Source organism: Luminiphilus sp. nBUS_07 (genome assembly GCF_051201685.1).
In the GTDB taxonomy this organism is placed as follows: Bacteria; Pseudomonadota; Gammaproteobacteria; order Pseudomonadales; family Halieaceae; genus Luminiphilus.
On the sequence record NZ_CP179213.1, the window covers coordinates 1,270,558 to 1,289,741 of the forward strand.

15 protein-coding genes are annotated in these 19,184 nt (G+C 52.6%); 9 read left to right on the plus strand and 6 right to left on the minus strand.

Annotated features, from left to right (window positions below; genetic code table 11):
* Window positions 1–131 precede the first annotated feature (131 nt).
* From ACMAZB_RS05610 to ACMAZB_RS05625, 4 genes are all read left to right on the plus strand, one after another.
* On the plus strand, window positions 132–503 hold the full coding sequence (locus ACMAZB_RS05610; protein ID WP_435219753.1) for a DUF2147 domain-containing protein: 372 nt from the start codon (window positions 132–134) through the stop codon (window positions 501–503).
* 55 nt (window positions 504–558) lie between these two features.
* Window positions 559–2,379, plus strand: a complete 1,821-nt coding sequence (locus ACMAZB_RS05615) for a long-chain-acyl-CoA synthetase (RefSeq protein WP_435219754.1) — start codon at window positions 559–561, stop codon at window positions 2,377–2,379.
* Window positions 2,380–2,415: 36 nt separating this feature from the next.
* Window positions 2,416–2,709: a putative quinol monooxygenase gene (locus tag ACMAZB_RS05620; RefSeq protein WP_435215171.1), complete on the plus strand. Its 294-nt coding sequence runs from the start codon at window positions 2,416–2,418 to the stop codon at window positions 2,707–2,709.
* 395 nt (window positions 2,710–3,104) lie between these two features.
* Window positions 3,105–4,478, plus strand: a complete 1,374-nt coding sequence (locus tag ACMAZB_RS05625) for a DsbA family protein (RefSeq protein WP_435219755.1) — start codon at window positions 3,105–3,107, stop codon at window positions 4,476–4,478.
* Window positions 4,479–4,542: 64 nt separating this feature from the next.
* Here the strand turns inward: ACMAZB_RS05625 and ACMAZB_RS05630 are convergent, their stop codons facing one another.
* The gene (locus tag ACMAZB_RS05630; protein WP_435219756.1) at window positions 4,543–5,736 is read right to left on the minus strand and encodes an acyl-CoA dehydrogenase family protein; all 1,194 of its coding nucleotides are present in this window, start codon (window positions 5,734–5,736) and stop codon (window positions 4,543–4,545) included.
* Between the two features lie 60 nt (window positions 5,737–5,796).
* Window positions 5,797–7,149: an APC family permease gene (locus tag ACMAZB_RS05635; RefSeq protein ID WP_435219757.1), complete on the minus strand. Its 1,353-nt coding sequence runs from the start codon at window positions 7,147–7,149 to the stop codon at window positions 5,797–5,799.
* A gap of 331 nt (window positions 7,150–7,480) precedes the next feature.
* Between ACMAZB_RS05635 and ACMAZB_RS05640 the strand changes: the two genes are divergently transcribed.
* The gene (locus ACMAZB_RS05640) at window positions 7,481–8,179 is read left to right on the plus strand and encodes a PilZ domain-containing protein (protein ID WP_435219758.1); all 699 of its coding nucleotides are present in this window, start codon (window positions 7,481–7,483) and stop codon (window positions 8,177–8,179) included.
* 145 nt (window positions 8,180–8,324) lie between these two features.
* Here ACMAZB_RS05640 and ACMAZB_RS05645 read toward each other — a convergent pair whose 3' ends face one another.
* Window positions 8,325–9,575, minus strand: a complete 1,251-nt coding sequence (locus ACMAZB_RS05645) for a valine--pyruvate transaminase (protein ID WP_435219759.1) — start codon at window positions 9,573–9,575, stop codon at window positions 8,325–8,327.
* A gap of 61 nt (window positions 9,576–9,636) precedes the next feature.
* On the opposite strand from ACMAZB_RS05645, the gene ACMAZB_RS05650 reads away from it, so the two are divergent.
* The 3 genes from ACMAZB_RS05650 to ACMAZB_RS05660 all read left to right on the plus strand — a co-directional run bounded on the left by ACMAZB_RS05650 (window position 9,637) and on the right by ACMAZB_RS05660 (window position 12,871).
* Entirely contained in the window at window positions 9,637–11,178 is a 1,542-nt protein-coding gene (locus ACMAZB_RS05650; RefSeq protein ID WP_435219760.1) for a hypothetical protein, read from the plus strand.
* An 87-nt stretch (window positions 11,179–11,265) separates the two neighbouring features.
* Window positions 11,266–12,030, plus strand: a complete 765-nt coding sequence (locus ACMAZB_RS05655) for a crotonase/enoyl-CoA hydratase family protein (protein WP_435215183.1) — start codon at window positions 11,266–11,268, stop codon at window positions 12,028–12,030.
* A 73-nt stretch (window positions 12,031–12,103) separates the two neighbouring features.
* On the plus strand, window positions 12,104–12,871 hold the full coding sequence (locus ACMAZB_RS05660; protein ID WP_435215185.1) for an SDR family NAD(P)-dependent oxidoreductase: 768 nt from the start codon (window positions 12,104–12,106) through the stop codon (window positions 12,869–12,871).
* 141 nt (window positions 12,872–13,012) lie between these two features.
* On the opposite strand, the gene ACMAZB_RS05665 is transcribed toward ACMAZB_RS05660, so the two are convergent.
* The 3 genes from ACMAZB_RS05665 to ACMAZB_RS05675 form a co-directional block, all read right to left on the minus strand.
* On the minus strand, window positions 13,013–15,211 hold the full coding sequence (locus ACMAZB_RS05665) for a prolyl oligopeptidase family serine peptidase (protein ID WP_435219761.1): 2,199 nt from the start codon (window positions 15,209–15,211) through the stop codon (window positions 13,013–13,015).
* 148 nt (window positions 15,212–15,359) lie between these two features.
* Window positions 15,360–17,567 carry a molybdopterin cofactor-binding domain-containing protein gene (locus tag ACMAZB_RS05670; RefSeq protein ID WP_435215189.1) on the minus strand — a complete coding sequence of 736 codons (2,208 nt, stop codon included), beginning with the start codon at window positions 17,565–17,567 and terminating at the stop codon, window positions 15,360–15,362.
* Window positions 17,564–18,055, minus strand: coding sequence for a (2Fe-2S)-binding protein (locus tag ACMAZB_RS05675; RefSeq protein ID WP_435219762.1), 492 nt, complete (start codon window positions 18,053–18,055; stop codon window positions 17,564–17,566). The genes ACMAZB_RS05670 and ACMAZB_RS05675 overlap by 4 nt, the downstream gene beginning before the upstream one ends.
* A 277-nt stretch (window positions 18,056–18,332) precedes the next feature.
* Here ACMAZB_RS05675 and ACMAZB_RS05680 point away from each other — a divergent pair, with 277 nt between their 5' ends.
* The gene (locus ACMAZB_RS05680) at window positions 18,333–19,106 is read left to right on the plus strand and encodes an SDR family oxidoreductase (protein ID WP_435220060.1); all 774 of its coding nucleotides are present in this window, start codon (window positions 18,333–18,335) and stop codon (window positions 19,104–19,106) included.
* Window positions 19,107–19,184 lie beyond the last annotated feature (78 nt).

Consider the following 19,184-nt stretch of genomic DNA (forward strand, 5'->3'; position numbering starts at 1 on the left):
CTTGCCATGGCACTCAATATATTGGCATATTCTATGCTAAATAGTGGTGCGGGGCGTTTAAGATGATCGGAGTGTACTAACTAGAATATGTAGTAAACGGCATCGGCAATTCAATAGCAGAGAGGCTCACAATGGTTCGAGGGATTATTTTTTTCATGTTTTTGGGGTTCGCTATGGAGCTTTTGGCCGGCACGATAGAAGGTGTTTGGAAGCGTCAGGGCGAGGCGGTTTGGATTCAATTCGACGCTGATAGTAATACGGGTGTTGTTGTTAGAAATGATAAAAACCCGGATGCAGTGGGTTTTGCAGTGGCACGCAACCTTGAGGTGGAGAGTGCTAAAGAGAATACATGGAGGGGCGAGGTGTATGCGCCGCCACTAGGTGAGTATAAGCCGGCGGAAATAACGCTGCTTGAAGAGGACATCATGCGTTTTAAGGTAAAAATAGGGTTTATCAGTCGTTCTGCAGAGTGGGAACGGGTTATGGTGTTACCCGACAAATGAGTCAGGCGAATATCGATCGGCAGGAGTGAGTAAGTGCAGCCTTGGAGGCAAAGTTATGTTGGAAAGGATCCGAAAAATAAAAGAGGTTGCCCGAGTTTTTGGCGAGATGCGTCACTTATTGCCAGCGCTCAATTTTAAAATGCCTGCGCACACTGAAACTGTTTCGGTGGCCGGAGCGTTTGAAGACACGGTAGCCGATCATCCTGAACGTATAATGCTGATTTTTGAAGGGCAAGAGTGGACCTATAGTGAGTTTAATGACTCGGCCAATCGTTTCGCGCGAGTTCTGCAAGCGCGAGGTGTGAAGCGGGGCGACAGTGTTGCTTTGCTGATGGAGAACCGGGCTGAATTTATTCTAAGTTTGTTAGCGACACTCAAAGTAGGTGCAAGTTGTGCCTTGATCAATAACAGTCTGACCGGCGCAGGTCTGGTGCACTGTGTGCAAGCAGCCGGGGCTAATCACATCATTGTTGGCGATGAACGGACTTCGGTCATTGACGCGAGTCGCGAGGCGCTAGCCCTGAGCGATTTTGGGTCCTATCTGTGGTGCTCTGACTCGGGCACATCGACTTGTCCTGATTGGTGTGTAGATCTCAAGGCTGAAATGGCTGGTCAGAGTGCTGAGAATATTCCCATAACCCGAGAAATTACCGCCGGAGAGGTGGCCTTCTATATTTACACCTCTGGCACCACCGGCCTCCCTAAGGCGGCCATTATGCTGCATCGCAAGGCATTGGCAGCTAGCACCGTGTTAGGACGGTTGGGCTTTCGAGTGAAACCCTCTGATCGTTTATACCTTTGCTTGCCCGTTTACCATATCACCGGTCTAGGCCCTGGTTTGTTGGCGTTTATATTGTCAGGCGGCTCAGTATTTTTACGGCGTCAATTTTCAGCCTCAAAATTTTGGTCCGAAGTTCAGCAGTTTAAAACGAATAGCTTTATCTACGTGGGCGAACTGTGTCGCTATTTAAACCAGCAGCCCGAACATCCCCAAGAGAAGAATAACCCTTTGGAAAAAATGTTGGGGAACGGGTTAAGACCTGATGTATGGGATGCCTTTAAGGCACGTTTCAAGGTTGCGCGAATTTGTGAGATCTATGGCAGCAGCGAGGGCAATGTGTCCTTTGCGAATTTCTTTAATAAAGATAAAACCATTGGCGCAACGTTTGCCAAGGTAGCCTTGGTGGCGTATGACCAAGAAAATGAAGAAATCCTGCGCGATGATGAGGGTCACTGCATTGAAGTGGCGGCTGGTACGCCAGGACTGTTACTGGGCGAAATAACCACTGACTATGCCTTCGACGGGTACACCAACAAGGATGCAACAGGGAAGAAAGTTGTTCAAAACGTTTTCAAAGCAGGTGATCAGTGGTTCGATACCGGAGATCTAATTCGAGAAATCGATGTTGGTTTTGCATTTGGAATTCGTCACTTTCAGTTTGTCGACAGAACGGGGGATACTTTCCGTTGGCGGTCGGAAAATGTGTCGACGAATGAAGTTGCAGAGGTGCTGAATCAACACCCCCAGATTCATCTCTCTAATGTGTACGGCGTCGAGGTGCCGGGTTGCGAGGGTAAAGCGGGAATGGTTGCGCTGGCGGTCGAGTCGCCTGACACTTTCGATGTGGCGGGGTTTAGCCGCTTGGTGGATACAGAGCTGCCTGCGTATGCGCGCCCCGTGTTTATTCGCTTACAGGGCGCCCTCGAAACAACGGGCACTTTTAAACTGGTAAAGACAGAGTTAAGAGAGCAGAGCTTTCATTTAGACCAAGTGGGCCAAGACGCAATTTATGTGCGCCCTCCTAAGGCAGAGAGTTACCAGCGCCTTGATGACAGTTTTTATCAAAGCCTGTGTTCAGGAACGGCAGGGTATTAGGTTTTTTTTTCAGACAGTGACTTAAGGAAAACAGTGATGGCGATAGGATTAATCGCAACAATAAAAGTGCAAGAAGGCAAAAACGAAGCCTTTGAGACGGCGTTTTTAGAGCTTGCACGACGTGTGCGTGAAGACGAGCCCGGTAATATGCTCTATGCGTTACACCGAAGCACAACAGATACCCAGACGTATAAAGTGATGGAGCAGTATGTCGATGCTGCGGCACTCAAGGCCCATGGTGAAACCGCGCATTTTGCGGCGGCGTTTCAACAAGTAGGAGCGCTCCTCGCGGGTGCGCCAGAGGTCGAGCAACTGGACGTAATTGGATAGGAGATTTTTGCTTCAGCGCCTTCAGTCCGTGCTGAGCGGTTCACCCAAAGTCATGTTGATCGTGCTGGCATCAAAATTGGGCGAAACTATAAAAGGTAAAATCATTAGCAGCCGGCGGTGGCTGCCCGTTTGCTGTGATTGGCCAGTCTTTTGGTTCACCGTTTTCCGCTGGAGGATGCCTAATTTCCTAGCGCTACAGAGTGCTCTAAACCTTAGATGGGCGCTTTTCAGCGTGTTTAAAACTGTGCCATGAGCCTCAATAAATGCTCGAATTTTTGTGTTTGTAAAGTCAATAGTGTAAGCATTAAACCGCGCGGCAGGGTTTTGCCGGAATGTGTTTGGACCTTCAGTACAACAATGTGTCGGATTCGTACCAAGAGCGCTAGGTGCACAATATGACGGAAAAATTTGAAGACCAGGGGGGCTTGGCAACATCAGACCCTAATCGCCTAGTCCGCTGGATTTCTTCACGGGTGATGACTCGGTTGTTTACGATAAAGCAGGTCAATAAACGTCGGGCGGCCGCAGAGCGGGCGAGGCGTAAAAAAAAGCGGCCTCACACCATCGAATACTTCCATCAGGTTGACGACGCTTATAGCCATTTGGCAGCCCAGTTGCTTGTCAAAATGGCGGATCGCTACGATGTTGAATTGACTTGTCATCTTGTGAATCAATCGTTCGGTAAGAACGTTGCCGAGCCCGAAATGCTTGCTCGATTGTCCCGATACGATGCGCATCAGATTGCGCCAGATTATGGGCTGGAATTTGCTGAGCACAACGAAGCACTTGATCCTGAGCAGATTAAAAAGGCACAGGGGATTTTGGCGGCTGCCAGTGGCGTAAAGCGCGTGTCAGCGGTTGAGCCGGTGAGTCGCGCGCTTTGGTCTGGTGATGCTTCGGAGTTAGATCGACTAGCCGCTGAGCTGGGGTGCGCCTCAGAGGCGGAAGTTGATGCTGCTTTGGCCTTGGGAAACGCGCGCAGGAACGCGCTTAAACATTACTCGGGTGCTATGTTTTATTACGGCGGTGAGTGGTTTTGGGGGGTCGATCGCCTACATCACTTGGAACAACGACTGGCGGAGCTGGGGCTAGATCGCAATGATAGCGCACCATGGTTAGCGCCACGTCAGGAGCCCAATTGGGGTGGTGTACGCAGTGACGGCTCGCTAACGTTGGAAATATACGCGTCATTACGCAGCCCCTATAGCGCTGTAATTTTTGATCGCGCGGTACAACTCGCGAAAGATTCTGGAGTAACCCTCAACCTGCGCCCGGTATTGCCTATGGTTATGCGTGGCGTCCCGGCTACGCCAATGAAGGGAATGTATATTTTTATGGATGCAGCTCGAGAGGCTCGGGCCTTGGGCGTTGACTATGGCAATTTCAGCGACCCCATTGGTGAGCCTGCACGCAAATGTTATTCACTTTACCCTTGGGCAGTAACCCAAGGAAAAGGTACTGAGCTGATCAGCAGCTTTCTGCGCCATGCGTTTGCTCTGGGGGTCGATACCTTAGCCGACAGGGGATTACAAAAGGTCGTTGAGGCGGCAGGGTTAGATTGGCAGGTTGCGAAAGGTCACCTAGGTGAAGCGGGGTGGGAATCGTTATTAGAGGAAAATCGTGTCGTCATGTACAGTGCCGGATGCTGGGGGGTGCCTAGCTTTCGACTGCTCGATGGCAGCGGCGTGCCCATTGTCTCCCTGTGGGGCCAAGACCGCCTTTGGGTTATTGCCCGAGAGATACGAAAGCAATTGCAGGGCCCAGTCTGACGGACTGGAACCCGTTTGAATATGCGGCCCGAACGCTGGAACAATCGGCTCGGTTGTACAGCGTTTACCAGGGCGCATTACCTATTGGGTCTTGCACGAGTTTTCGGGCTACTGTCATGCGATGCACTTCGTCAGGTCCGTCATAAATGCGGGCGTAACGTGCTTCTCGGTACATAAATTCAAGGGGGGTATCCTCGGTAACGCCAAGGGCCCCATGAATCTGAATAGCGCGGTCAATAACGTTGTGCAGCATGCGAGCACCCCAGAATTTAATCAGTGCAATTTGTACGCGTGCATCATCGCCACCATCCATGACGCGGGCTGCGTCCAAGGTCATAAGGCGTGCTGCCTGAATTTCCGCAGCAGATTCAGCAATGTAGCGCTGTATTTCGCCTTTTTCAGACAGCAAAGATCCGTGGGCGTAGCGTTTGCCCGCATACTCACACATCAACTCGAAGGCCCGCTGGGCCTGCCCTAGCCAGCGCATGCAGTGAAAAATACGACCCGGCCCAAGGCGCTTCTGAGCAATCGTAAATCCTTTCCCACGCTCACCGAGGATGTTAGCGGCGGGAACTCGCACGTCCTTAAGTTCCAGTTCGCAATGTCCACCTACGGTATCGCCCATGGTTTTTACAACACGTTTTATTTCATAACCCGGTGTATTTGTAGGGACGATGATCGCTGAAAACTTTCCGTGTCGTTGTTGCTCCGGCTCGGTCTCACAGAAGACGGTGGTGAAGGCGGCAACATTTGCACCAGAGGTGAACCATTTACGTCCGTTGATGACCCACTCGTCACCCTCGAGTACGCCGCGACTTTGCATCAGTGTTGGATCAGAGCCTGCGACATCGGGCTCGGTTAACCCTACCGAAGGGTAAATGTCACCGGCGACCAAGGGGTCAAGCCACGCCTCTTTCTGAGTCTCGCTTCCAAAACGATGAAGCATGATCGAATCTTGCATGGAGATAGAGCCTACGGCCATTTGGCCAAAGTAAGAGCGGCCAATAATTTCGTTGAGATGAGCAAAGTCCATGAAGGGAAGCCCACCGCCACCGAGCTCACTGGGATGGCCCAATGCCCATAAACCTTGAGCTTTAGCCTGAGCCTTCAGGTCTTCCATCAGATGATGACTATCACCGGTTAGCAGAGCAGCCTCATGAGGAATAACGGCCTCATTGATGAACCGCTTCATACGAACCTTGAGTTCTGTCAGGTTCTCGGCGGCGCGAGCGCCATTGTTAGCGTTTTTTTCAGTCATTGTTCAATACCCTAGCCATCCTGCGGGTGAGTGTAGCGGAGTCTAATAACGCTAGGCAGGTCAGTTTCCAGAACCTTGCGCCCAACGATAAAGGGGCCAGCCGCCGATAAGCGCAATCACGAAGACACCAACTTGCGTTGGAAATGAAAAGGCTGAATAAATGACGGTCCAACCGGTAATGCCGAGAAAAATAATGGCTGGCAGCGGGTAAAACGGCATTCGATAAAGGTTGTCTCCAGCATGCCCAGGGCTTCGGAAACGACTTATAAACAACGCTATGACGGTGACCAGTGTGTTGGTCGCCATTAATAATCCCGCAAAAACGAGTATTTGCTCAAAGGTTGAGGACCACAAAAAAAGCAGTGCAATGGCGCCCATGAAAAAAATGGCGTTTTTAGGCAGTCCGTCTTTGTTGAGGACCCCCAGCCATCTTAAGCGCCGGTAGTCGCCACCAAGACGCATCAGTGCCCTCGGTCCGGCAAGTACCATCGCGCTAACGGTTGAAATAAGAATGCCTGCCAGTATGACTGCGACGACAAGGGCGCCCGTGTCTCCCAGTAAATAGCCTGCGACGACGTAGCCAATTTCCACCTCTCCTCGCATGGCATCAATGGGCGCTGAGATGAGAAATACCGCATTGAGTGCCAGATAAAGCAAAGTCACAAAAGCGCAACCCGCGAGTAGCACCCGGGGTAGGTAGCGTCGCGGATCTTCCATCTCCCCTAAAACATAAGTTGCCGCATTCCAACCGGAGTAAGCGTAGGTGACATAAATGAGGGCAACAGCGACTTCGCTGCTAAATAGCGTGTCGGCACTGGGTTGTGTGTCGGCACGGAGCTGGTCAATAAACGCGGGTGTATTAAACAGCGCGAGACTAATAAAGCCAATGATTAACAACAGTTTTAGTGCTGTCAGGTAGACTTGCCCGGCACTACTCTCGCTGCGAGTTCGAGTGTGAATGATGACTAGCGTAGCGATAAGAAATGTGGCCGACCACCTTGGATCGATAGGCACGAGGCCGGCTTGAAGATAGCTTCCAAAGGTGAGGGCTGCTAGAGCAATCGGCGCAGCAAATCCAACCGTTGCCGAGACGCACCCTGAGATAAAACCTGCATAAGGATGTATCAGCTCCGTTAAAAAATGGTATTCCCCGCCCGAATCTGTATGCCTGACGCCCAGCTCTGCGTAACACAGAGCGCCACAAAGTGCGCAGATACCACCGATAAACCACAGCAGTAAAATAAGTTGAGTGTCAGAAATTGCTAGTAGTTGGAAGCCCAGGCTGGTGAAGATGCCGGTCCCCACCATATTGGCAACGACAACCGCAAAGGCCACCTTGGGTGGATAGAGCTTCATATTGGAATGTATGACCTCACAGGCATTGCGAAATGAAGGCGTTGATTTAGAGCCCAAGCTTTTATCGAATGATCTGTGCTAATCAGCGCAGGTTCATTTCATATCCTTAGCCTGCCAATTCAAGACTCAGGAAGCAACAAAAACAGAAAGGCTTCGCCATGATAGCCAAACTCATTGGCGACTGATTTGATCGAGGTTGCCAGAGTCCACGGCGGATAAGATCAAAATTGCCAGTCTCAGTGAATACCTATCAGGGGGATGAGTGGTGTCTAAATGCCGCTTTGGTGTAACTTACTTTGCTGTGACTATGGAGCAGGGGGTTTAGGGAATGAAAAGTTGGTTGAGAGGGTTATTCTCATCACAGCCCACTTCTAAGGCGTCTCAAGAAATGCCAATCGATACAGCTCCTGATAGCCAAGAGCGGCGTGAAGTTGAGCGACTCCTCCAACGTGCGAGCGTGGGGCATCGAGAGCTCATGGTAAACAGTTCCCAGCTCGGGGCCTCTTGGCTTGGAGTTTTTCGTAAGATAGAAGAATCAGAGGTGCAACTCACCCTCGAATTAAACGATGTGCAGACGCTATTTGATGCCGGCGATTTTTGTACCGTGACCTTTAACTACGATGACCACGCTCACGTATTTCTAACTACGGTCAAAAGATCAGAGCTAGGGCAACAGGGCCAGTTGGACGTAGCCCTATATATGCCTGATGCCATTCACACGGCGGGCAGGCGCAATTTATATCGAGTGCCTATTCTGAGAGACCTCCCCATGGCGGTGCGCATTGAATCTGTCGCCGGCTTCTCTTGCTCTGCGAGTGCGCAGGACATCAATACCAGTGGTGTGCGCTTAAGACTGCAGGCGCAGGACTTTACCCGCTTCATGATTGGAGAAGACGTTCACCTTACCCTGACACTTAATGACATAAGCGTTCACAGGGAGGCTGATGTTCGTCATTTAGATGGGAGGACTTGTGCGCTGGGCCTGCATTTTCTCATTACAGAAGACCCCGATGAAAAGCAAAATACGGGTTTGTTGGTTCGCGAGGCGGAGCGTAGCTATTTGCGCCGGGTAAACCGCCTTGAGTAGTGTTATGCGGCGCCAATAATAGGAAATTACGTTGCTGATGCGTAAATGTTGCCCCCACGAATCTCTCGCGGCGCCTTGTCACGCTCAGCTGATAGTGTGACGTTTAGCGTTGCAGTGACCTGTGGCTTCGTTCGTTAACAGGAGCTTAGAAGTGGGAGCGGACCACTTGGGCGATTTGAGTTAATCCAGCAATCACTGTGTCTTCCGAGGCGGCGTAATTAACCCGAATGCACTCGTCCTGATGTCGCCAGCTAGTTCGCCCTGGTGGATAAAATGGGCGACTGGGCAACACAAATACTCCCAGCGCCATGAGTTCCTGATAGAGCGTTTCTGAGGTTATTGGGAGCCCCTCAAACCAAAGCCACAAAAACAAAGCACCCTCGGGTTTGTGCACTCGAACCGGGAGGTCAGCCATGACCTCGTCAATAACCTGCAGGGCGTGGTCACGTTTGCGCTCGTAATACGGGCGTATCAATTCATCACAAATGCTTTGTAGTTTTCCTTGTTGAAGCAGGGGTGTAAGGAGCGTGGGACCCACGCGGCTGGGCGCCAAAGTGTTTATGGCGTTGGTATTTTGTATGAGTTGAATAATTTCAGGCGCAGCAACCACGATACCGGTGCGTAGGCCCGGCAGGCCAAGCTTCGATAAGCTCAGCAGCAAAATTGTGTTGGCGTCCCAAAAGGGTGTTGCCGATGTAAACACCATGCCAGGGAAGGGCAATCCATATGCCCCGTCAACAATTAATGGTAAGTCAGCTGTTTGACACTCGCTGCGAAGTTGACGCATTTCGCTGTCGGTGATGACATTGCCCGTCGGGTTGGTAGGTCGTGAAACACAGACAGCCCCGTGGTTTTCATTCAGCTGCAAACCTTCGAAATTCACCCGATACTTGAATTGACGATTGGGTAGTAAATCGATTTCAGCGCGCCGGCCTTCAAAAATGGGCTGCTCTGCCAAACCAACATCAAAATAGCCCACGTACTCAGGTGTTAAGGGCAGGAGTATGCGTTTGTGGCTATGATCAGGAAATGGGCCGGAAAAACTGTTAAATAGAAGTCCGAAGCTGCTTTGACTGCCGTTTGTAATGGCAATATTGTTTTGCGTTAGAGGCCAGCCAAATTTCTCCCTCAGTAAATCTGCGAGGGTCTCCCGGAAGGCCACATTTCCCCCCGGGGCATCATATTCGCCGACCATTTTGCCAAAGGCGTGAGTATCGGCGGTCACATCTGCCATAGCCTCGCGCAGCAGAGCTTCTACCTCGGGAATGTGCGCGGGATTACCGCCGCCCAGTTGGCAAATGGGGCCGGTTGCCGAGGTTGCTGCTCCCAGGTCCTCCATTAGTCGCACGGTTCCCGTGCTTTTTTGATAGCGAGTGGCAAAATTTGAAAAATGCATGTGTTACTACCTACGGTCAGCAGGTAAGCTTGCCAGCAATTTTATCAATAGAGAACACTCTATGCCGTTCGTTGCAGCAAATACTCCAGTCATCGTTGGTGCCAGCCAGTTTACTGAGCGCATCGACGATCCCGATTATGCCATGCTGTCGCCAGTTGCAATCACTGCTCGAGCCGCCGAATTGGCCCTCGTCGATGCTGGAATGATTAACTGTAAAGAGCACATTGACACGCTGATGACCACGCGAATCTTCGAAGATTCAGCACCTCACTTAGAAGGACCCTTTGGGCGTTCAACCAACTTCCCGCGTTCTGTTTGCCAGCGATTAGCCATGAATCCAGCGACCGCAATCTGGGCAACAAGTGGTGGTGATACTCCTCAGAAACTCGTCACCGAAGCCTGCGATCGCATTTGGCAAGGGGAGTCCAAAGCGGTGCTGATCAGTGGCGGTGAGGCGCTTTCAACGACACGCTTTCTTCAAAAGCAGGGCAGTGATGTGGACTGGTCGGAAGGTTCCGATGACCCCGTAATTGATCGTAAGCCGACCTTGGATTATGCGACGCATGATGAACTTATGAATGGTTTGATATCACCGCCGTTATTTTATGGAATTATGGAGAACGCCAAACGAATCGCTGCAGGGGTCGACGTAAAGACCTGGGCCGATCAAATGGGGGCCTTGTTTGCACCTTTTGCCGCGGTGGCATCAGAAAACCCCTTGGCAGCTCAGCGTGACAGGGCGTTTACTCCCGCTGACCTCATTACCGTAGAAGCAGGCAACCGTCGGGTTGTTGATGCCTACCCTCAACGTTTAGTGGCACGTGATCAGGTCAATCAAAGTGCGGCTTTGGTGGTAATTTCGACGGAGCTGGCTGACGAGTTAAATATTCCTTCTGAGAATCGCGTCTATCTTCACGGTCAGGCGGCAGCAGGGGAGCCACCGATCACACTGCGCGCAGAACTGGGTCAGGCGCCTTCAGCAGGTCTAGCGCTGGGGCGCGCGCTGGAGCGCGCGAACTGCACCACCGATGACATCAGCTATTTTGACTTTTACAGCTGCTTCCCGATTGCGGTGAGCAATGCGATCGACGCGATCGGGTTATCAGGGGATGATCCCAGAGGCCTTACCGTGACCGGTGGGTTACCCTTTTTTGGGGGGCCGGGTAATAGTTACTCAATGCATGCCCTGGCAGAAATGGTGATGCGTCTCCGGGTTAACCCTGGAAAGTTTGGGTTAGTGGCGGCTAACGGTGGGCTTCTATCCAAATATGCGGTCGGTATTTATGCGACAACGCCGACGGGCTATGAACCCTATGACAGCGCTGATCTTCAAGAGCAAATGTCCAACCAAACAGCCCCAGACTTCGAGGCGAACCCAAGCGGTAAAGGGAGATTGGAGGCCTACACAGTGGCGTATGATCGAGAGGGACAGCCGAAGACCGCAACAATTGTCGGGCGTTTGCTCGAGAGCGATGCGCGATTTATCGCCAAAGTAGGGCGCGAAGCCTCTGAGATACTTGAAGTTTTTAACCGTCACGAAGCTGACAATAGGTCTGTCGTGGTGACGCCGAGTGAACAGGGCAATAGCTTCATCTTTTTGTAGAGCTGCCTGCACTTATCGACACAACTGAAACGGCCCGCAAGCGCGACTGCGAGGCCTTCGAATACAATGAAAAAAGAGGATAGACAAATGAGCGACGTAGTTATTACCGAGGTAAGCGATGGAATTATGACCATTACCCTCAATCGGCCTGAGGCAAAAAATGCGGTTAATTTAGCCATGGCCGAAGGTCTTGCAGCGGCCATTATTGAGCTCGACAGCAACGATGATATTCGAGTGGCAATTCTAACAGGCTCAAACAATACCTTTTGTTCGGGGATGGATCTGAAAGCATTCGTCAGTGGTGAGGTGCCTTATATTAAGGATCGAGGCTTTGGTGGTTTAACCGAAGCGCCCCCTGCAAAACCGCTGATTGCTGCCGTTGAGGGGTATGCCTTGGCGGGTGGTTGTGAGCTGGCCATGGTCTGCGATCTGATCGTCGCAGCGGAAACAGCAAAATTTGGTGTCCCTGAAGTGAAACGAGGATTGGCCGCCGGCGCTGGAGGGTTGCTGCGCTTCCCACGACAGCTGCCCTATCGCGTCGCGATGGAATTGGCATTAACTGGCGATTTTATGGATGCCGCGCGGGCTAAGGATTTGGGTTTCATCAACCAAACGGTGCCTGAAGGCGAGGCGTTTGCTGCGGCACAGGCGCTGGCGGCAAAGATCGCAGGTAACGGACCCCTAGCAGTTAAACTGAGTAAACAGGTCGTCCGAGATTCAGAAGATTGGAGCACTGACGAAATGTTTGGTCGCCAGCAGGACATCCTTCAGCCGGTATTTACCAGTGAAGATGCCATAGAAGGCGCGATGGCCTTTGCTGAGAAGCGAGCCCCCAATTGGAAGGGCCGTTGAGTCGCTAGACTTTAGTGCCTTTGATGCTTGGGGGTTAAGGCCCCCGACAAATCTTTTTAACTAGGAGTGTGATATGTCCCGGTGGGATGTTTTTTGTGATCAGGTTATTTGTATTACGGGCGCGGCCAGTGGCTTTGGCAAACTCATGGCTGAAAATTTACATGCGGCAGGCGCACGTTTAGTGATTAGTGATATTAACCTCGAACCGCTACAGGCAGTTGCGGCTGCTCTCGCCGATGACGCCCGGGTTGTTGCGATGACCTGTGACGTGGCCAACGAGGCAGATGTTGAGGCCATCGTTGCAGCCGCCAAAGAGCGTTTTGGTCGACTCGATATCATGGTGAACAACGCAGGCTTAGGTTCCGAGCCAAAGCTGTTGACTGAAGTGACCGAGGAGGAAATGGACCTCAACTACAACGTCAATACCAAGGGCGTTTTCTTTGGCATCAAGCACGCTGTACGGCAGATGCTGGCACAAGACGCTCCCGGTGGCACCGTGCTCAATGTGGCCTCAATGGCGGGTATTGGCGCGGCACCTTTGCTGGGTGCCTATGCGGCTGCTAAGCATGGTGTGGTTGGACTCACAAAAACCGCCGCCTATGAGTTTGGTCGGCAAGGTGTTCGCGTGAATGCTATTTGCCCGTTTTTTTCCCCGACGCCTTTGGTGACTCAGGAAGGCGGCTTGGCGGATCGAATGGACACGCTCAAGAAAAGTTCACCCATGAACCGTATGGGTGATCCCGAAGAAATGGTGGAAGTGATGCTGATGCTCATGTCCCCCACGAACAGCTTTATGAACGGACAGGCTGTTGCCGTTGATGGTGGCATGTCGGCGATTTAAGGCTGGGGTACTGCCAAGGACGGCTTGCACTCGCCCTTTGTTTTAGCTGCTGCTCTATGCCGGTGCATGCAGTCAGACCGCGGTATGCGCCTGAGCGCTTGCAATAGCAAGCTCTCAGGCGGGGCAAGCTTTGAAGGCCGACTATTTGTCGGCTGGCGCTGGCATGAGCTTTTGCATTAAAAAGACGTAGAGCATGGCGTCGCGGCGGGCATACTCGCTGAGATTGGCTGCCGCTGCGTGTCCGCCGTCAATATTTTCGAAATACAAATAGTCATGTCCCAGCGTTTCAAGCAGGTGGGACATTTTCCGTGCATGCCCGGGATGAACGCGATCATCCTTGGTTGAGGTGTAAAGGAAAATCTCTGGATACTCCTGGGTTGCGCTAACATTGTGGTAGGGCGATATGCCGCGCAAAAAGGCCCCTTCTATTGGGTCGTCAGGATCACCGTACTCCCCCATCCATGAGGCTCCTGCCAGTAGCTTGTGGTAGCGCAGCATATCGAGCAGGGGCACGGCTGAAACCACGGCTTGCCAGAGATCGGGTCGCTGGGTGTACATAACGCCGGTGAGTAGCCCGCCGTTAGAGCCTCCATAAACCGCCAAGTGTTCAGCACTGGTCAGACCTTTAGCTGACAGGTCTTCGGCGACGGCGATAAGGTCATCGAAGATACGCTGCCGCTGCGTCTTGAGCCCTGCCTGATGCCAGGCAGGGCCAAACTCTCCGCCGCCACGGATATTCGCCAAGACATAGGCGCCGCCATTCTCCAGCCAAAGTTTGCCAAGGCTGCCCGAGTATCGGGGGCGCATGGAAACTTGGAAGCCGCCGTACGCATAAAGCAGAGTGGGGGTGGATCCATCTAGAGCTGTGTTTTTATGCCGAACGACGAAGTAGGGGATCACGGTGCCGTCAGGAGATCGTGTTTCAATCTGCTCTACGATGAGGCCTGAGCTATCAAAACGTTCTGGGATAGTCTTAATCGAGCGCAGCGTCATTTTGGCCGTATCCGCCAGCATTAATGTGTCTGGAGTTAGGAAACCCTCGGCATTGATAAAGGCAATATCTTCTTCGCGACTGGCGCTGCTCAAACTTATCGTCAAGTTGTCAGGTGCAGGAATGGCTCTTTTTGACCATTCACCATCGGTAAAATCAAATGCCATCAAACCGCCAATGACGTTATTGTCCACGGTTGCTAAAAGCGCACTTTTGGTGGCTGCGATGCTCCCAACCGATTCGGTTGGAGAAGGCAGATACAGTGTCCTTACGGCGGAAATCTCCCCCGTACCAATAAAGTCAGGCAGGTTAATCGAGACTAAAGCGCCGGCGGGGTGAATTGCTGTCGTATTTTTAGCCTGCCAGTTCTCGGCAAGAGAAAAAACGAGCTCCCCCTGATAGAGCGTTTCAATTGATGTTTTGGCCGGAATTGGCAGAGTTTTAGGTTCGCCGATAGATGGCAAATACCAGTAGGTAGACTCGTAAAATGTTTGTGCCTGGGCAGCCATCATGTGCACCGTGCCACCATGATCCTCTAAGCGGACCGGCCACAAGCCGACATCTGTTGTGTTTCCCTCCAACACGATCTCGGCACTTTCGAGCTTGGAGCCGCGGGACCAGCGATAAATAACGGAGGGATAACCCGAATTTGTGGTGTTGGCAGGTTCTGTTGCTAGAGCTACCAGCACGGTGTTTTCGTCGACCCACGCGATGCTGCCTTTGGCCTCGGGTGTTTCAAAGCCATCGGGTACAAACTGTCGATCAGAAAGCGAGAACTCGCGTCGCACCGCGGCGTCGCTGCCTCCCTTAGATAGTGTGATTAGGCAGCGATCATACTGTGGGGCCAGACAGTCGGCGCCGCGCCAAACCCAATTGATGGCCTCCTTTTCAGCGAGGGCGTCCAGATCAATAATGACCTCCCACTCGGGGTTATCAGTCAGATAGCTCGTCAGCGATGCTCGTCGCCAAAGTCCGTGGGTAAATGTATTGTCTTGCCAAAAATTCCAGACGAATCCGCCGTAATAACTGCCATAGGGAATGCGGTCGTCACTTTCATACAGCGTTTGGGCGGTGGCTAGAAGTGAGTCATAACGCGCGTCGTCCTGCAGTCGGGTCGATGTTCGGGCGTTCTGTTTTCTTACCCAGTTCAGAGCTTGCTCGCCCTCTACATTCTCAAGCCACAGTCGTGAGTCCGCAGGTGAGCGTGTTTGAGTAGCGGCTGTTTCGGTGCCCGCAGGGGGTGTAGTCGCAGATGGGTCAATGGCGTTCTGTGATTTGGCAGTCGCGCTCCAGCACGCTGTCGTTGTAAGTAGCAGTAAAAGGGTCGAAATTGTGGCGGGCAAGCGCATCCAATGCTCCTAGGTGGTGTGGCGTGGACCCTGCTTCTGCGGGGCTCACTCCGCACGCCCCGGCCGGGCTGCATTAACGCCTAAGGCTGGGACTGCGAAGTTGTCTGTTGAACCGTCGCGGTTGCACTACATGGGGCCAGATTGTCAATTAAGCGAGTTGCAGGGGCAAGTCACGTAAACGTTGCCCGGTTGCGCGATACACCGCATTTGCCACCGCAGGGGCAAGCGGCGGTACGCCGGGTTCGCCTATTCCCGTCGGGGGCGTTTCGCTTTCTATAATGACAACGTCAACGGCGGGGGATTCGTTCATGCGTAAGATCGGGTAGTTGTGGAAATTGCTTTGCACAACGGCACCACCTTCCAGATCTATGCTCCCATAAAGCGCAGCGGTTAGCGCGAACATTACGGCGCCTTCCAGTTGTGCTGTGACGATGTCAGGGTTGACTGCTAGCCCACAATCAACAACGCAGGTCACTTTGTGCACGCGAATCTGGCCTTCGGTAACCGACACTTCAGCAATTTGAGCCACATCAGTGCCAAAGGATGAATGCGCAGCAAATCCCAAATGGTGGTTTTCTGGCACTGTCATTGCGGCCATGAGCTGTCCTGCTTCAGCCACGACATTTTGCATTCGGGGTTTGTCGTTCAAGTTTTTTAGACGCAGTGCAACGGGGTCTAACTGCTTCGCTTCCGCGAGCTCATCCATCATCGATTCGACGGCAAAACTGGTATAGGAATGTCCTACTGAACGCCAAAATGTGGTGGGTAAGCCGTGGTCAACCGATGCGTGGGAGACTTGGTAGCTCGGCAGGGAATAGGTTTCATGAAGTCCTTCAACACTGGAGCCGTCGACGGCCCAATTTTTGAAGACATAATCCATGGCGCCCGCAAGGCCATTGAGTAAGCCGGTGGGCAGGTTAGGCAGCACGCCTGGTAGGGCATTTTTAAAGGTTTGTGCAGAGATGTTAGCGCCGGAGCGACGGGCCTGCCACGCTGTAATGTGGCCTTCACTATCCGCAGCTGCCTTTATCTTCATCATCGCCGCGGGTCTGTAGAAACCATGCCGCAGGTCATCTTCTCGAGACCATAGCAGTTGCACGGGCTTATCGACGCTTAACGCAATCTCAGCTACCTCAACAATATGAGACAACGTGGCACGGCGACCAAACCCGCCCCCTAGAAACTGATTGTGTATTTTTATGTTCCCTCTGGGCAGACCTGTCAGGCGCTCCAAAACGCCTTGTGCCGCGCCAACAAATTGCACGCCAGTCCATAGGTCGGCACCGTCCTCAGTGATTCGCAGGGTTGCGTTCAGCGGCTCCATGGGTGCATGGGCGAGAAAGGGCGCGTAGTAGTCGGTTTCCAAAATTGTGCCGGCGTCAGCGTCGGCAAAGGCCTTTTCTGGATCTCCCGCACGGGTCGATTCAGTATCATTGTCGGCCTCTAGTGCCGCGCTAAGGTCTTGTCGAACTTGCTCAGAGGTCACCGTTGAAAGCGGGGTCTCTTCCCAATCGATGGTGAGCTTTTTTGCGGCCTGATTGGCCTGCCAATATCGTTCGGCTACTACCGCAACCCCGCTTGATACCGGCACAACAGCGAGAACACCCGGGGCGACCCTTGCAGTGCTGTCATCAAAGCTCAAAGCTTTGGATCCGGCTACTGGTGGCCGAACGACAACGGCGTAGACCATGCCGGGCACATCCGCATCGATGCCAAAGTTTGCTGTGCCTGTGGCCTTCGCCAGAGCATCGACTCTGGGAGCATCGGCACCAATGTATTTAAAACGTGAGGGCGCTTTTAGTTCGGAGGCGATGGGCATTTCTAAAGATGAAGCGGTTTCAACAAAATCACCGTAGGGATAGCGCCGGTCACCGGCAACAATGAACCCGTCAGCGGTGAGTAGTTGGTCGGCTGGTATGCCTAGGTCTAAGGAGGCCGCGTTAAGCAGCAGTGCACGGGTGTCAGCGCCAACTTGCCTTAAAGGCTCATAAAATACGCGAACGGCGTTAGAGCCTCCGGTTCCCTGAACACGAAACTCGGGGTTGTTGTAGTCTTCGTGAGAGCCCGCAGCTTTGACCAGCATGGTGGCGGGATTTACATCGAGTTCTTCACCGACAATCGTCGCTAGGCCCGTACGGATACCCTGGCCCATTTCATCGCTGGGACAATAAAAGGTGACATGATTATCTGGAGTAATTTGTAGAAAAGCGTTGGGTACAAAGCCAGCGTCAGTAACTTCGATGGGGTGCGGGCCCTTAAACGCGCAGCCGGGTAGGGCGACAGCTACCACGATGCCCCCTCCGACCATGCCAGAGGCCTTCAAAAAGTGTCTTCTGCTAAGGGTTTGATTGCTCATGAGTTCGCCTCCGTAGCAGCGGCGTCGTAACTGATAGCGCTGGCGGCTACTGACATGATGGCAGCCTTTATCCTGGGGTAGCAGCCGCAGCGGCAAATGTTTCCTGACATAGCGTTGTCAACGTCTTCACTGGAAGCACTGGGTTTATCGGCTATCAATGCGGCTGCAGCCATAATTTGACCGCTCTGGCAGTAGCCGCACTGAGGCACATTGTGTTCTATCCAAGCGGTTTGCAGCGGATGTAGATCCTCTGGATTTCCAAGCCCTTCTATCGTGGTCACTGCTTTGTCAGCCGCAGCGGCTACAGGCAGAACGCAGGTTTTAATGGCCGTTCCGTCAAGGTGCATGGTGCAGGCGCCACACAAGCCAGCGCCGCAGCCAAATTTGGAGCCCTTGAGCTTAAAGTCATCACGTATAACCCATAATAATGGTGTACTCGGGTCACCATTAAAGCGGACAGGTTCGCCATTCAGGGAGAAGGTAATCACAAATAGAGTCCTAGTAAGTTGGTGGGATTAAGTGCTAGCAAGGGGTTCTGGGCTAGCAACGACCTATGGGTTCGACGATGGCGTGGGTGGAGCCTGTTTTTTGCAATGCGCAAAATTACAGACTGTCACCTGTCATGTAAAGTTATGCTCGGTCGCCGACAATTTTTGCGACTGAGCGCCCTACTACATCGTTGTAATCAGGTACTGTTGTAATAGTACATGCACCATGTACGCGGTGACGTAGCCGATGGTTTTATTGGAGGTAATTAGCTTGAAGATGGGAATCAAAGGTCGGCGAGCGCTGATCTGTGCGGGGTCAAAGGGCTTAGGAAGAGGTTGTGCTGAAGCATTAGCAGCAGAAGGGGTGCACCTGGTACTCAATGCCCGGGGTCATGAGGCGCTTGAGAGCACGGCAACAGCCATTAGAGAGGCCTATGGTGTTGAAGTCTCCACGGTGGCTGCTGATGTGACAACGCCTAGCGGCCGTGAAGCGATTTTAGCGGGTAGCGGTGATTTAGATATCTTGGTTAACAATGCTGGAGGCCCGCCACCGGGAAACTGGCGCGACTGGGACCGCGACGCCTTTATTGCCGCCTTCGATGCCAATGCTTATGCAGCGATCGCTCTTATGCAAGCTACTGTGCCCGGTATGTGCGACCGTGGCTGGGGTCGGGTGGTCAATATCACGAGTGTTTCTGTTAAGCAGCCCATTGGAGTGCTGGGGTTATCGAATACGGCAAGGGCGGCCCTCACGGGTTTCGTTGCGGGTATTGCGCGTGATGTCGCCAAGCAAGGTGTCGCTATTAACAACTTGTTGCCGGGCCTCCACGCCACAGATCGAACGGTGGGTCTGGACACTTACGAGGCGAGCCTTACGGGGGAAAGTAAAGAGGCCGTTGCTGCGCGTCGTTGCGCGGCTATTCCAGCCGGCAGGTACGGTACCGCTGACGAATTTGGAGCCACATGCGCGTTTATATGCTCTGAGCACGCGGGGTTTATGGTTGGACAAAATATACTCTTGGACGGCGGTGGTTTTAACAGTACGCTTTAAGGTGCCGCGGTGGGCTTGCCGCAGCCAGTGCAGCCGTGTTTGCGAGGATGATCCTGGCAAGTCATGATAGCCGCTGTA